Source organism: Terrisporobacter glycolicus ATCC 14880 = DSM 1288 (assembly GCF_036812735.1).
Lineage (GTDB): Bacteria > Bacillota > Clostridia > Peptostreptococcales > Peptostreptococcaceae > Terrisporobacter > Terrisporobacter glycolicus.
The window spans coordinates 1,058,585-1,072,356 of sequence record NZ_CP117523.1 but is presented as its reverse complement, the minus strand read 5'-3'; the positions used below and the strand labels follow the sequence as shown (position 1 = coordinate 1,072,356).

General features: G+C 28.3%; 17 protein-coding genes and 1 other annotated feature. Of the genes, 4 read left to right on the top strand and 13 right to left on the bottom strand.

Annotated elements, in window-relative coordinates:
• Nucleotides 1-378: 378 nt before the first annotated feature.
• Nucleotides 379-594 carry a YdbC family protein gene (locus TEGL_RS05315; protein ID WP_018589153.1) on the top strand — a complete coding sequence of 72 codons (216 nt, stop codon included), beginning with the start codon at nucleotides 379-381 and terminating at the stop codon, nucleotides 592-594.
• A 92-nt stretch (nucleotides 595-686) separates the two neighbouring features.
• Here TEGL_RS05315 and TEGL_RS05310 read toward each other — a convergent pair whose 3' ends face one another.
• The gene (locus TEGL_RS05310) at nucleotides 687-1,781 is read right to left on the bottom strand and encodes a DUF6884 domain-containing protein (RefSeq protein ID WP_018589152.1); all 1,095 of its coding nucleotides are present in this window, start codon (nucleotides 1,779-1,781) and stop codon (nucleotides 687-689) included.
• A gap of 18 nt (nucleotides 1,782-1,799) precedes the next feature.
• Entirely contained in the window at nucleotides 1,800-2,468 is a 669-nt protein-coding gene (trhA, locus tag TEGL_RS05305; RefSeq protein ID WP_018589151.1) for a PAQR family membrane homeostasis protein TrhA, read from the bottom strand.
• A gap of 237 nt (nucleotides 2,469-2,705) precedes the next feature.
• Here trhA and TEGL_RS05300 point away from each other — a divergent pair, with 237 nt between their 5' ends.
• Nucleotides 2,706-3,536, top strand: coding sequence for a DegV family protein (locus TEGL_RS05300; protein ID WP_018589150.1), 831 nt, complete (start codon nucleotides 2,706-2,708; stop codon nucleotides 3,534-3,536).
• Nucleotides 3,537-3,762: 226 nt separating this feature from the next.
• On the opposite strand, the gene TEGL_RS05295 is transcribed toward TEGL_RS05300, so the two are convergent.
• The 6 genes from TEGL_RS05295 to TEGL_RS05270 all read right to left on the bottom strand — a co-directional run bounded on the left by TEGL_RS05295 (nucleotide 3,763) and on the right by TEGL_RS05270 (nucleotide 9,228).
• Nucleotides 3,763-4,440 carry a Crp/Fnr family transcriptional regulator gene (locus TEGL_RS05295; protein ID WP_018589149.1) on the bottom strand — a complete coding sequence of 226 codons (678 nt, stop codon included), beginning with the start codon at nucleotides 4,438-4,440 and terminating at the stop codon, nucleotides 3,763-3,765.
• A gap of 139 nt (nucleotides 4,441-4,579) precedes the next feature.
• The gene (locus TEGL_RS05290) at nucleotides 4,580-4,813 is read right to left on the bottom strand and encodes a hypothetical protein (RefSeq protein ID WP_018589148.1); all 234 of its coding nucleotides are present in this window, start codon (nucleotides 4,811-4,813) and stop codon (nucleotides 4,580-4,582) included.
• Nucleotides 4,814-4,892: 79 nt separating this feature from the next.
• Nucleotides 4,893-6,095 carry an Ig-like domain-containing protein gene (locus TEGL_RS05285; RefSeq protein WP_018589147.1) on the bottom strand — a complete coding sequence of 401 codons (1,203 nt, stop codon included), beginning with the start codon at nucleotides 6,093-6,095 and terminating at the stop codon, nucleotides 4,893-4,895.
• 135 nt (nucleotides 6,096-6,230) lie between these two features.
• Complete coding sequence (gene ilvB, locus TEGL_RS05280) at nucleotides 6,231-7,910, bottom strand: biosynthetic-type acetolactate synthase large subunit (RefSeq protein ID WP_018589146.1); 1,680 nt, start codon at nucleotides 7,908-7,910, stop codon at nucleotides 6,231-6,233.
• Between the two features lie 28 nt (nucleotides 7,911-7,938).
• Nucleotides 7,939-8,928: a ketol-acid reductoisomerase gene (gene ilvC, locus TEGL_RS05275; RefSeq protein WP_018589145.1), complete on the bottom strand. Its 990-nt coding sequence runs from the start codon at nucleotides 8,926-8,928 to the stop codon at nucleotides 7,939-7,941.
• Between the two features lie 81 nt (nucleotides 8,929-9,009).
• Nucleotides 9,010-9,228: an ACT domain-containing protein gene (locus TEGL_RS05270; RefSeq protein ID WP_018589144.1), complete on the bottom strand. Its 219-nt coding sequence runs from the start codon at nucleotides 9,226-9,228 to the stop codon at nucleotides 9,010-9,012.
• 147 nt (nucleotides 9,229-9,375) lie between these two features.
• Nucleotides 9,376-9,636: a binding site (T-box leader), on the bottom strand.
• Between the two features lie 187 nt (nucleotides 9,637-9,823).
• Here TEGL_RS05270 and TEGL_RS05265 point away from each other — a divergent pair.
• On the top strand, nucleotides 9,824-10,033 hold the full coding sequence (locus TEGL_RS05265) for a 4Fe-4S dicluster domain-containing protein (protein ID WP_018589143.1): 210 nt from the start codon (nucleotides 9,824-9,826) through the stop codon (nucleotides 10,031-10,033).
• A 2-nt stretch (nucleotides 10,034-10,035) separates the two neighbouring features.
• Entirely contained in the window at nucleotides 10,036-10,659 is a 624-nt protein-coding gene (locus TEGL_RS05260) for a 4Fe-4S binding protein (protein ID WP_018589142.1), read from the top strand.
• Nucleotides 10,660-10,740: 81 nt separating this feature from the next.
• Here the strand turns inward: TEGL_RS05260 and TEGL_RS05255 are convergent, their stop codons facing one another.
• Genes TEGL_RS05255 through TEGL_RS05235 form a run of 5 tightly spaced genes read right to left on the bottom strand, consistent with a single transcriptional unit; the run spans nucleotide 10,741 to nucleotide 13,772 of the window.
• Complete coding sequence (locus tag TEGL_RS05255) at nucleotides 10,741-11,181, bottom strand: DUF134 domain-containing protein (RefSeq protein ID WP_018589141.1); 441 nt, start codon at nucleotides 11,179-11,181, stop codon at nucleotides 10,741-10,743.
• Nucleotides 11,151-11,624, bottom strand: a complete 474-nt coding sequence (locus tag TEGL_RS05250; RefSeq protein WP_018589140.1) for a Fur family transcriptional regulator — start codon at nucleotides 11,622-11,624, stop codon at nucleotides 11,151-11,153. The genes TEGL_RS05255 and TEGL_RS05250 overlap by 31 nt, the downstream gene beginning before the upstream one ends.
• Nucleotides 11,625-11,629: 5 nt before the next feature.
• Nucleotides 11,630-11,986 carry a NifB/NifX family molybdenum-iron cluster-binding protein gene (locus TEGL_RS05245; protein WP_018589139.1) on the bottom strand — a complete coding sequence of 119 codons (357 nt, stop codon included), beginning with the start codon at nucleotides 11,984-11,986 and terminating at the stop codon, nucleotides 11,630-11,632.
• A 26-nt stretch (nucleotides 11,987-12,012) separates the two neighbouring features.
• On the bottom strand, nucleotides 12,013-12,864 hold the full coding sequence (locus TEGL_RS05240) for an ATP-binding protein (protein WP_018589138.1): 852 nt from the start codon (nucleotides 12,862-12,864) through the stop codon (nucleotides 12,013-12,015).
• Nucleotides 12,855-13,772 (bottom strand): ATP-binding protein, encoded by a 918-nt coding sequence (locus tag TEGL_RS05235; RefSeq protein ID WP_330360080.1) that lies wholly within the window; start codon nucleotides 13,770-13,772, stop codon nucleotides 12,855-12,857. The genes TEGL_RS05240 and TEGL_RS05235 overlap by 10 nt, the downstream gene beginning before the upstream one ends.

The following is a 13,772-nucleotide window of genomic DNA, read 5'->3' as shown; positions in this document are numbered from 1 at the left end:
GTTAAAATTATCATAAACTAAATGTAAAAAGTTAGACAAATCTAACTTTTTCTATATATTATTATCTTCCTCCAGACCTATGGAAATTTCCATATAAGATACATTTTTATATTTATATATTACTCTTCTAAAAAAAATCTTCACTATGCATTTTAATATTCTCATGTCATACCTCCGCTGATTTTAGCCATATCTAACATTTATTATTCAAGTGTAATATATATTATGAAAAATAAATGTGTAGGTTACTAACAATGAAAATAATATAAAAATTCACTCTTAAAAATATTTCTATTATTATAAAATTGTTTATAATATCTAATATTTTATAATAATAGAAATATATGATAAAATGTTATAAAAAAGGAGTTTTTATAAATGGCAGATTTTAAATATGATATAGTTGAACATTTAGGAGTATTATCTGAAAATGCTAAAGGATGGACAAAAGAGTTAAATCTTATTAGTTGGAATGGTGCTAAACCAAAATATGACTTAAGAGACTGGGGTCCAGAGCACGAAAAAATGGGAAAAGGAATTACATTAAGTAATGAAGAGTTTGAAGCTTTAAAAGAAATAATTATTAATTTATAGATTACTATTTTTAAATAAATTTAAAATAAAAGAAAAGCTGATTAAAATAAGACATATCTTCTTATTTTAATCAGCTTTTCATGATTATTATTTTATTCTTGGCTAAATTCTTCTTTTTCCTCATTTGATTTAACGCATAAAGTTATAATTTTTCTAAGTTCACTTTCATTTAATTTAGCTTTATCATATATTTTAGATACCCACATTTTGCTGTCTCTTATTTCATCCATAGGACTGTATTTTCCTAGCCACTTTTCAGAACTATCAAATTCCTCATCATGATATATTGTAGAAATTAAGCCCTCTTCTAATCTATATCTATCTTCTGACTCCTTCACTTCAAAACATACAAATTCAAATCTTTCTTTCATATAATTACTTATTTTTTCTTCTAAAACTGACTCTACTTTCATATCTCTAAGTTGTTCATATTTACTTTCATTAACTTTATCATTAAAGTTTATATTCCAAATATATAAATAATCGTGTTCATTATAAGATAAAATAGACTTTCCTATATTTTTTCTAAAAAAACTACTATCTTTAAATCCATTTTTATAGTGATTCTTAATTCTAACAATTAATTTATTATCGTTGTCATGAGTACCTATTCTTACAATCCTATCCATACCTTTGTATTTTTCTTTTTTATCTAAAACCACATAAATACCATTAGTAAATGGTATTTCATCAAAATTATTATGATTATATCTTTTCATAGAATTAAAAAGTATATGTAATTTTTCTCCATAGGAAGTCTTACCACCGTTCTCTTCATTTAGCTCTTCTCTTAAAAAATTTATCTTTTCTTCTACTGATAAGTGGTCTAAAGGCATGTCTACATTGTTTAAGAATTCCACATAGTTTTTATAATAGTTTTTATCTGCTAAGATAATATATTCATCTTCATGTATGTTGGTAAAATTGTTTAATTTATTCAAGATTTTCAATGACCATAGTCTATTTTCCATTTCACTTGTAAAACTGGCCGACTCATTGTATGACATGGTATAATCTCTTTCTTTTACAAGACCATATCTTGAAGTTAATATATAAATTTCATCTGCAATCTTTTTTCCATAGTCTATAGATAGCTTAAATAATTGGCTCTCTTTATCTATATCCTTAACTAAATTAAATCCAGCCTTCTTTCCATTAGTACAGGATATTAGTACAATTTTACTCAATAATATCTCCCCCCTAATTTATAATACATAAAACATTATTCCAAATAAGTGAGCTATACTTCCAAGTAACACAAATACATGGAAAATACAATGCATATAACTTTTATTCCTTCCTATTCCATATAAAACAGCTCCAACTGTGTAGAATATTCCTCCTGCTAAAATATACATGAATCCATTCCAAGTAAGAGCCTTAATAGCTACAGGAACTACTACAATTATGCCCCACCCCATTATTAAGTTACATATCATAGAAAATATAGCATATTTTTTTAAATCAATTGCATTAAATATAATTGCTATTATGGCAAGCGACCATTCTACAATAAAGATACTCCATCCTACTATTGGATCTACTCCTCTTACCGCACATAGTGCAATTGGTGTATATGTACCCGCTATCAAAATATAAATAGCACAGTGATCTAAAACTTGAAATACTCTCTTTGCCATACCATCTTTTAAACCATGGTATATGGATGACATGGAATATAGTAATATCATTGTTATTCCATATACTACTGATGTAACTATTGCCATTATATCGTGATGCCATGCTGAAATTACTACACATAATACTAAGGCTATTACACCAATAGCACCACCTACTATATGAGATATGTAATTAAATCTCTCCTCTGCTATAGAATAGTTAGGTAACTTTCTATCAATTAATTTTGTTCTCATATTATTCCTCCTACTTCTTTTCAAGTCATTTCTGTTTAAAAATATACATTTTATACACACTAATTATAGTACGATTTTTAACTTCATAATTCCTTCTTATACAGAAATCTCATTACTAATTTAAATCATTTAAACTAAGTTACCATAATTTATTTTGAATGTCAAAAATTTGGCTTTACAACACTTTTCCATGATGATAGTATATTTTATAATACGTAATAATTGGAGGATTAAGAAATGATAAAAATAGTATGTGATAGTATTTCTGATTTACCACAAGAAATACTTAAAAAATATAATGTTGATATAGTGCCTTTAACAGTGATATTTAATAACAAGGAATATTTAGCTGGAGAGAATTTGACTACAAAAGATTTTTATAAAATGCTAAGAGAAAGTGATAGTATGCCAAAAACTTCTCAGGCTACTTATGTACAATTTAAATCTGTATTTGAAAAATATGATGAAAACACACAAATAATTTATATCTCTGGATCTTCAATAGCTTCTGGAACTTATCAAAGTGCCATGTTAGCAAAAAACGATGGACATGACAATGTTTTTATTTTTGATACAGAAAATTTATCTATAGGTAGCGCTTTATTTGTAATAAAAGCATGTGAAATGGTTGAGAATGGTTATTCGGTTAATGACATTCTTTCAACTTTAGAAAAATATAAAAATAATGTTGAAGTAGCCTTCTCTGTAGATACTTTAGAATATTTAAAAATGGGTGGCAGAATTTCTTCTACTAAGGCTGCACTTGGAAATTTATTGTCAATTAAACCTATTTTAGAAGTTAAAGATGGCTTAGTATCTCAAAAATCTCAAGTTAGAGGTAAAAAACAAATTTACTCAACTTTAGCAAAAACCATAGTAAATAGATTTGGCAAAGATTTAAAAGATAATACAATTATTTTAGGTTGCGGAGACAATGAAGACGATTTAGCAATCATGAAAGAATCTTTAGAAAAGGAAGCTGAGATTAAAAATATTTATTTCGTTAATATAGGATGTATCATTTGTTCTCATTCTGGCCCAGGAGTCATGGGAATATCTTGTATATAGTAATTTAAAGAAAAAAAATCAAAATAGACTTAGATAGCTGCCAAGTATGCTATCTAAGGTTATTTTGATTTTAATAATACGGCTTTTTAATATGTTTTTCGAGTAAACATATTGTAGTCCAAGTCCAAGTAATATTTTAATCCTTTATACCAAGATAAATACTAATTAAGTATTTATAGCTATAGTATATCCTACCTGCAACTTTATGTATGTTGTTTAAACAACACTATTTAAGAATTTCAAATTCATTCTTTCTAAATTTTATTATTCCCTCTTGTTGCATCAGAGATAGTTCATGGGATAAAACACTTCTATTTACACATAAGTAGTTAGCTAATTGGTCTCTATCAAAAGAAATTTTAAACTTATTAGAGTTCTTATTCTTGTTTTGAATTAATAAATAAGTCATAATCTTATCTCTTATACTTCGTTGAGATACTAGTTCTATTTTATGGCATTTTTTTGCACAAGTATTTGCTAAACAAGTAATAATATTTTTGTAAATATTACAAGTATCTTTTTCTGACAAAATCATTGCCTTGTCCAATATTTTTTTATCAATTTTCAAGATAAAAGATGGTTTTGTTGTATAAACATTGTAAAAGCTATTTTGAGACGGCGTACATAATATATCCAGAGCAAAGACTTCATGAGTTTGCAATTTAGCTAATAAACTTTCACTACCATCAGGACAATATTTACATACATTAACTTCACCTTCCAGTATTACTCCCAAATAGTCAATATGATCATCTTCTTTAATAATCATTTCTCCTTTTTTAATAAATACAACTTTATATATTAAAGAAGATAAGAACTTTTTAATAGCATCTTTTTCTAAATTTTTAAATATTATAGAATTTGAACATATTTCAGTAACTCTATCTTCATTAAAATCCATCATAGTAACCACCTCATCTCTCTTAAGTAATTATAGCATTTTTGTATACAAAAACGTATGATTTGAAACATGAACTTTTATACAAAAAAAGCATGTTGTTAAAACAACACACTTTTAAAATACTTATTGCACTATAAAGTTTTTATTTGATTTTTATTAAGGACTCTGTAATTATTGGTCCATTTTTATCATATTCCATGGATAAAATCCAACCTTCACCTTTCATTGTTCGAGTTTCCAGTTTGTTATTCTTCTCTACTAATATAGATACTTCTCTTTCTTCTTCATCTACTATATTATAGACTCCACTATCCACATTATTTATAATATTTTGAACAGTTTCAGCGCTCCCCATATTAATTAATATCTCTTCCACTTTTTTGTCTCCCACTTTATTTTTATAATCTAGTCTATTTATATATTACAATAATTTAAAAGACAAAAAAAGCATTATATTATTTAATTTTTATACTTTTTGAAGATATTGCATATCCACTTTTAGACATTTTAACTGTTATTGATTTTCCCTTTGATTGTTTTTTTATCTTCATTGAATAAGTTCCATTTGATTTAACAGTAGCTTTTCCTATTTGTTTATTATTAACATAAGCTTTTACTGTTGCACCCTTTGAACCTTTACCAGTTATAGTTTTTTGTGTTGATTTTACTGAGTTAACAGTAAGCCCTTTACTGAAAACCTTTTTAACTGTTATAGTTTTAGATTTTGTAGTATAACCAGTTTTATACATTTTAACTAAAATCTTTCTACCAGAAGATTGTTTTTTTATCTTCATTGAGTATGTACCATCTGATTTTACTATTGTTTCTCCTATTTTCTTTCCATCTACATAAGCTCTTACCGTTGCACCGCTTTTTCCTTTACCAGATATTTTTGTTGAAGTTGATTTTAGTTGATTAACTGTAAATGTAGAAAACTTAGCATATTCTGCTTCAACTAAAGCTAACTTAGATCCATAACCTGATTTTTCTATCTTAACTATTAATGTAGAATATTCTTCTTGCTTAGGAATAGTTAATTTATATGTATTATCTGATTTTACAGTTGTTGTATATGTTTTGTAACTATCTGTCATAACACTTACTTTTGCACCTGCTACACCTGTTCCTGATAAAGAAGTAGTACCTGGAAGTACTTTTTTTACAGTAAAAGGTGACATATTTTTTAAAGTTTTTGTTGTCTTAGGGCTTATTGTATAATTACCCTTAGTCGCAGTTACTAATATTGCATATTCACCTTTTTTTAATTTTAAGTTTACATTATTTGATACTTCTTTAGATTCATTTACCATTGTATCTGACCAAATAATTGATTCTTCATCACTACCAACCATTGTTACTTCAAATAATTTTGAAGTTGATTTATAGCTAAGATTTATACTCTTGTCACTAGCTAGTTTAAATTTGTACATTATTAAAGATAAGTCTGCATTAACTTTATATTTTTTTTCAGCATCTAGTTTTATAGTACTTCTTTTACTTTCTACCTCAGCATTCTCGTCAAGTAAGATATCACCCAAAATATCTTCTATACTTGCACTCCTCGGTATTACATTTGATACTCCATCTGCGAAAGACGATGCTGTTATACCTACTATCATCATAAACGATAGTAGTAAAGATAATAATTTTTTATTCATTAAATTTCCCCCTCATTGAAAATATTTAATTTTAACATACCATATTTACAAATATAAATTCCATAATTTTTTCAATATTGTAACTAATTTGTCAAAAATAAGAAGATGAGCTTACTATAAACTCACCTTCTTATTTTAATTGCATATTAAATTTAATAAGGTTTCATTGGGAGGTACTATTGGATAAACATCGTAATCTGTATTTATTTCACATTCTAAAAATACTGGTTTATCTGTATTAATCTCACTTAAAACATTCTTTAGCTCTTCCAAAGTTGTTGCTTTATAACCATCTATTCCATAGGCCTTTGCCAACATTACATAGTCTACATTTTGGTCCACATCAGTTTGGGAATATCGTTTCTTAGAAAAAAGTTTTTGCCATTGTCTAACCATGCCTAAAGTAGAGTTATTAAAAAGTAATATTAATATAGGTATTTTATAAGTAGAAACTGTGGCCATTTCATTACAATTCATTCTAAAACTTCCGTCTCCTGTAACTAAAACCACATTTTTATTTAGTGCACCAAGTTTCGCCCCTATAGCTGCACCTAATCCAAATCCCATAGTCCCAAGGCCTGCTGATGTTATAAAGCTTTTTCCAAGACGAAAGTTCCAATACTTCGCAGTCCACATTTGATGTTGACCCACATCTGTAACTACCACTGTATCATCCCCCATTTTTTTATTTACTAAAGATAATATGTTTTGTGGATGAAATTCCTCTTCATTCATTATATTTTCTTTGTCTTCGTAAGTTTTTATTTCTTTTTTCCAACTAGGATTATTCTTTTTATCAACTTTATTATATAATTCTTTAAGTAATGAAGATAAGTCTCCTACTAAATCAACTTCTGATTTTATATTTTTATTTATTTCAGAAGGATCTATATCCATGTGAATTACCTTTGCATTCTTTGCAAATTCAGAACTTTTACCTATTACTCTATCACTAAATCTAGCTCCTATGGCTATTATTAAATCTGAGTTAGATATGGCCAAATTTCCCTCTTTACTTCCATGCATCCCTAACAAACCTAAGGATAAATCATCTCTTCTATCTATATCGCCAAGGCCCATTATTGTATTTAATACAGGAGTATCAATTTTCTTTGCAAAATCCACTAGTAATTTTTCCTCATTAGCATATTTTACACCTCCTCCAGCATATATTATAGGTCTTTTGCTTTCTCTTATTAAATCACAAGCTAAATCCACTTTCTTTTTATTTTTATACTCTTCTTTTAACTCATATTCACTTTTTAAAGAATTTTCTAAATTAGATGGAAGATAATTATCCATATTAAAATCAACTTCTGTCAACATTAAATCCTTTGGTATATCTATTAAGACAGGACCTTTTCTTCCACTATTAGCAATTTCAAATGCTTTTTTTATAGTTTTTGGCAAGTCTTTTGCTCTTCTTATTAAGAAGTTATGCTTTGTTACTGATAAAGTGACACCAGTTATATCTATTTCTTGAAAAGAATCTTTTCCTAGTAAAGGTGTCGGTACTTGACCACTAAAGCATACTAATGGAGAAGAATCCATATAAGCTGTTGCTATCCCTGTAATCGCATTTGTTGCACCTGGACCTGAAGTTAAAAAACATACGCCTACTTTGTTACAACTTCTTGCATATCCATCAGCAGCATGAACTGCTCCTTGTTCATGAGAAGTTCTCACATGATGTAGTTTATCTGTATAGTCATATAGTGCATCATAAAGAGGTATTACTGCTCCTCCAGGGTAACCAAATATAGTATCTACCCCTTCCTTTATAAGACATTCTAATATTATTCTTGACCCATCCACCTAATTTACCTCCTTTTATATATTAATCTTATTTTTTTAAGAAAGTCATCATACTTCTTAAAGTTCTACCTGTTTCCGATATTTCTGAATGATATTGTTGTGTTCTTCTATTTAAGAAGTCTTCACATCCATCCTCATTTTCCTGTATCCATTCTCTTGCAAATTTTCCATTTTGTATATCCGTAAGTACATCTTTCATAGCTTCTTTAGATGCATCATTTATTACTCTTGGTCCTGATACATATCCTCCCCATTCTGCAGTATCACTAACTGAGTAATTCATTCTTTCAAGTCCTCCCTCATACATTAAATCAACTATTAATTTCATTTCATGTAAGCATTCAAAATAAGCAACTTCTGGTTGGTATCCTGCATTTACTAAAGTTTCAAATCCAGCTTTTATTAACTCTTCACAACCACCGCAAAGTACTGCTTGCTCTCCAAATAAATCTGTTTCAGTTTCTTCTTTAAAAGTAGTTTCCAAAACTCCAGCTCTAGTTCCACCTATGCCCTTTGCATAAGCAATAACAGTCTCTCTAGCATTTCCGCTTGCATCTTGGTATACTGCAAATAAGCAAGGAACTCCGCTTCCTTCTTTATATACAGATCTTAATAAGTGACCAGGACCCTTTGGTGCTACCATTACTACATCCACAAATTCTGGTGGATTTATTAAGTTATAATGTATATTGAATCCATGGGCAAAAGCCAGCGTTTGACCTTCTCTTAAGTTATCTTTTATATGTTCATCATATATTTTCTTTTGGGCTGTATCTGGCATTAAACACATTACTACATCACTGTCTTTTGTTGCCTCCGCTACACTTACAACTTCAAACCCATCATTTTTAGCTTTTTCTCTTGATTTACTAGTATCATGTAATCCAACAACAACTTCAACACCGCTATCTCTAAGATTTTGTGCATGTGCATGACCTTGACTCCCATATCCAAGTACCGCTACTTTTTTATCTTTTAAAGCATCCATTTTTACATCTTGTTCATAAAACATTTTCATTTCAAATTACCCCCTATGTTTATTTAAAATTTATAATTATGAATTTATCTTTATAGATATTGCTTCATATCAGTTTAATTACTACATTACTTTTAAATCCGATACATCATGTAGTTTTCTCATATAATTTATTACCTCTTCTACAGATGTTGTTTCGTCATTTATTGTTAAGTGCATTCCACAGTTTTCAGCTGACATACTCATTGACTCTACTTCCAGTTCTTTTCTTCTAAGAGTCATAGCTACTCTTAAAAATGAATCCATACCTTGATTTAAACTTGCATATACATTTCTTTTCATATAAATTACCTCCTATTAAACCTTTACAATTTTATTAAAAATTTGCTTAGCTCTTAACTTTTCATGTTGCACATAGAAACCGAGTAGGTTTTTATATATTTTTGCAAATAAAAAAACTTCCGCCATTATAAGCAATATTTATTTGCTCATAAGGACGAAAGTTATATTCCGCGATACCACCTTATTTATAACCTAAAAAACATACAGGTTATCTCTCATTTGTTCTAGTCAGAGCTAATCTTAACTATAGCTAAGTAACGCTAGCATACGTTCATATTTACTAAGAAAACTTTTCAATATGAAAGCTGGGAGTGATCATTATATACTTGAATTAACACCAATTCTCACCAACATTGGCTCTCTGTAATTAATTAAACTAAGCATTTTTGTCTCCGTCAAAGCTTTTAAATTTATTAATTTCAATTTATATCAGTAATTATATGCACCTTCTTATTTAATGTCAACCTATTTTTTAAAATCTTCTGAATTTTCTTTTCTGTATACAATCCACATAAATTCTTCAAAGTGACTTTATCACTGTATTTCATATATAAAAATATTATAATATTTTTATATTATTGAGGAGGAAATTTAAATGGCAAAAATAAAAAGAAAAGCAATTATAGATAAAGATTACTGTGTAGCTTGCGGTAGTTGTGTAAAAGTATGTCCTTTTAATTTAATACACATAGAACAAGGTGTATTTGCAGAGATAAACTTAGATAAATGTGTAGGATGCGGAAAGTGTGCAAAGTCCTGCCCTGCGTCGGTTATAAATATAGAAAAAATGGAGGTAAAAGAATAATTATGGATAAAAAGAAATTCACTGATTATATGTGGATAATAAATCTCACATATTTAGCCTTAGGATTTTTTAATATATTATTTGCTTGGATAGGTTTATTGTGTTTCTTAATACCATTAATAATATCTCTATCTGGTTATGGTAAAACTTATTGTAATATTTACTGTGGCAGGGGTCAATTATTAGATTTAATGGGAAATAAGTTAAAATTATCAAAGCATAAAGATATTCCTAAATTTTTAAAAAGTAAGTGGTTTAGGTATGGATTTTTAACATTTTTTATGACTATGTTTGTAATTATGTTATTTAATACTTATTTAGTATTTAAAGGAGCAAGTGGTTTAAAAGAAGTTATTCAGTTACTTTGGACATTTAAAGTGCCTTGGTCATGGACTAATACTAGTATGGTAACTCCTTGGTTAGCTCAATTCGCCTTTGGATTTTATAGTATGATGTTAACATCAACAATCCTTGGAATAATAACAATGTTATTGTATAAACCAAAATCTTGGTGTGTTTATTGTCCAATGGGAACTATGACACAATTAATATCAAAAGCAAAATATACTGATAAAAGTAATATATCATGTAACAGTTGTAGTAGCTGTTCTAGCAAAGTTAGCTAAAAAAATATTTAAATATAAAACTTGTAATGGACAAAATAGGCATCACCTTATATTAAGGATGATGCCTATTTTATATTACAACTATTTATTTTTATCACACCATATTTTACATATATGTGCTTTTTTACTACAAAGTACATTTTTTGAACCACATGAAGGACACTTTTCTTTATCTTGTAAATAATTTATCTCATAAATATTATCACAATCAAGACATTTAAATTTGCAGAATTTGGCTCTATAATTTCCACCATCTATTCTTATTGCCTTTCCTTGAGTTAAGGCTATAGCAACTTTTTCTCTAGCTGAATCTATAATATTTTGAAAAGTTTGTCTAGATACCTTCATTTTTTCTGCGCACTCTTCTTGATTTAATTTTTCAATATCTTTAAGCCTCATAGCTTCTAGTTCTTCTAATTTTAGTATTACTTCCTCTAATTCACATTTAGATTTATCTATGGGAGTAAAATAAGTACTCTCTGGGAAAAAATCTACTGTTCTAACTTTTGTTGGTCTTGCCATCTAAACTCCTCCTTACATTTGGAACATAGTCCTGTAAAAATAATATCTATGTCATATATATCCAAATCCTTTTCCATTTCTGCTTTATCTTTTAATTCTAAACATTGTAAATTAATATCTTTACTTTTAATATCAATTATACTATTACATTTAGAACATTTAAAGTGAATATGAAAAGGATCTTTGCTAAATATTTTTAGTTCAAAATATCCTATGCCATTGATGTTTATTTCTTTAACTATATCAAATGTTTTAAAAAGGTTTAAAGTTCTATGAATTGTACTAAGACCAATTCTTTTATCTTTTAATCTATCATGAATTTCTTTTGAGTTTAAATGAATTTTACTTTCGATTAGCACCTCTAATATGGCCAACTTTTGAATAGTAAATTTATACCCATTATTTTTTAAAATCTTTTCGATTCTTACAACAATATCATCCATGTTATTTATTCATTACAGTGACCTTCATGCATGTGTTCTCTGCAAACACTTCCACTTGATACTAGTGTTCCATCAATATATTTATTTATTATATCATCAGTTGATCCACTAGCTCCCACTATTACATTTATATTATTATCTGCAAATAATTGTTGTGCAGTTTCTCCCATACCTCCAGATATAATGATATTTACATCTAAATCTTTTAAAAATACTGGTAGAAAACCTGGTCTATGCCCTGGATTAGCAACAAATTCTTTTTTTGAAATACCATTATTTTCTATATCATATATTTCAAATCCTTCACAATGACCAAAATGACCACTTACACACTTATTTTCACTTGCAACTGCTATTTTCATTTTACATACCTCCATTAATTTATTAATTATATTTTAATTATTTTTTTTATATTATTTAACATATCCTCAATAGCTTTTTTTGCCAGACTATTATCATATTTAGTTATGGGCTTTAGTTCATTTATAGATTTTACAACCATGTTATCGTAAGGAATTTTTCCAACAAGATTAATATTTTTACTTTTTAAATATTCATCTATTTCTTTTGACATGTCTTCGTTAATATCATATTTGTTTATACATGCCATAGTAAAAATACCAAAATGATTGCAAAGATCTACAACTCTTGTCAAATCTTTAATTCCTGATTTAGTTGGTTCTGTTACTACTAGTACTGCGTCACTTCCTGTTATGGAAGATATTACAGGACAACCAATTCCTGGAGAACCATCTATTATGGTAAAACTATTATTGTCATTAGCTGATGATGCATTTCTTCTCAACTGGCTTATTAATTTACCAGAACCATCACTTCCAATTTCCATTTCCGCTCTAGATATTACTCCTTGGGCCACTTTGCTTAAAAATACATCTGCTGTTTTTTCATCTTTTAATTTTATGGCTTCATAAGGACATACTAATTTACATGCTCCACATCCTTCACATAAAAATGGATCTATTTTGTAATTTTTAATAGCTGAAAATTTACATACTAATTCACATTTATTACATTGTTTGCATAAGTCTTTATTTATTTCAGCTTTTTTGCCTCCAATAAAACTACCTTCTTCTATATTCTTCCCTTTGTAAAACAGATAAAAATTAGGTGCATCTACGTCACAGTCAACTCTTGTTACATCATTAATTAATTCACTTAATGCTGTTGCTATAGTTGTTTTTCCTGTTCCACCTTTTCCACTTAATACAACTAGTTCCAAGGTAGCACCTCCTTTAATCTATTGGAAAGCTTGTCAAATATGCGTTTGTAATTTGAATCACTGTAGAGCATTTCACCTTTTGAATATATTCTTGCAGCTTCTTTATCATAAGGTATACTTCCTAATAAGGTGATTTTTTCATCTATGCAATATTCTTTAATTATGTTATTTTCATCATCCTCTTTGTTTATAACTATACAAAATGGAATTCTATATAGTTTTACAAGCTCTACTGCCATTTTTAAATCATGAAGTCCAAATTGAGATGGTTCTGTTACAAGTATGGCTACATCCGCATAATTAAGGGCATTTACCACATTGCAAGATGTTCCAGGAGGACAATCGATTAAATTATTACCCTGTGGGAGGTTTTTCAAAAGTGTTTTAATAACAGGTACAGCCATTGGCTCACCCACATTTAAAACACCTCTAATACAATTTAAATCATTGACACTACCTATTTCTATTTTACCAATCTCTCTTTTTCCATAGGATATAGCATCAAATTTACAACTTATTTGACAAGCTCCACAACCATGACATAATTTATTAAATAAAAGTATCTTATTATTTGATTTTGCAAGAGCATTAAATTTACATACCTCTACGCATTTTCCACAATTTGTACACTTATCTTTATCTATAATTGGATATTCCACCATAACCTTTTCTTCATTATGTATTTTGGGGTTTAGAAATAAAAAACCATTAGGCTCTTCCACATCACAATCTATATAATTGCTTTTTAGTGCTAAAGACAAGTTTGTTGATACAGTTGTTTTTCCTGTACCACCTTTTCCACTAAGTACAGCTATATTCATTGTCAATTCATCTCCTATAAAAAATTCGCTTCGTTCATATCGCCAACCATATATCTTTGCTCCACTGCAGATACATCCGTTGCTCAA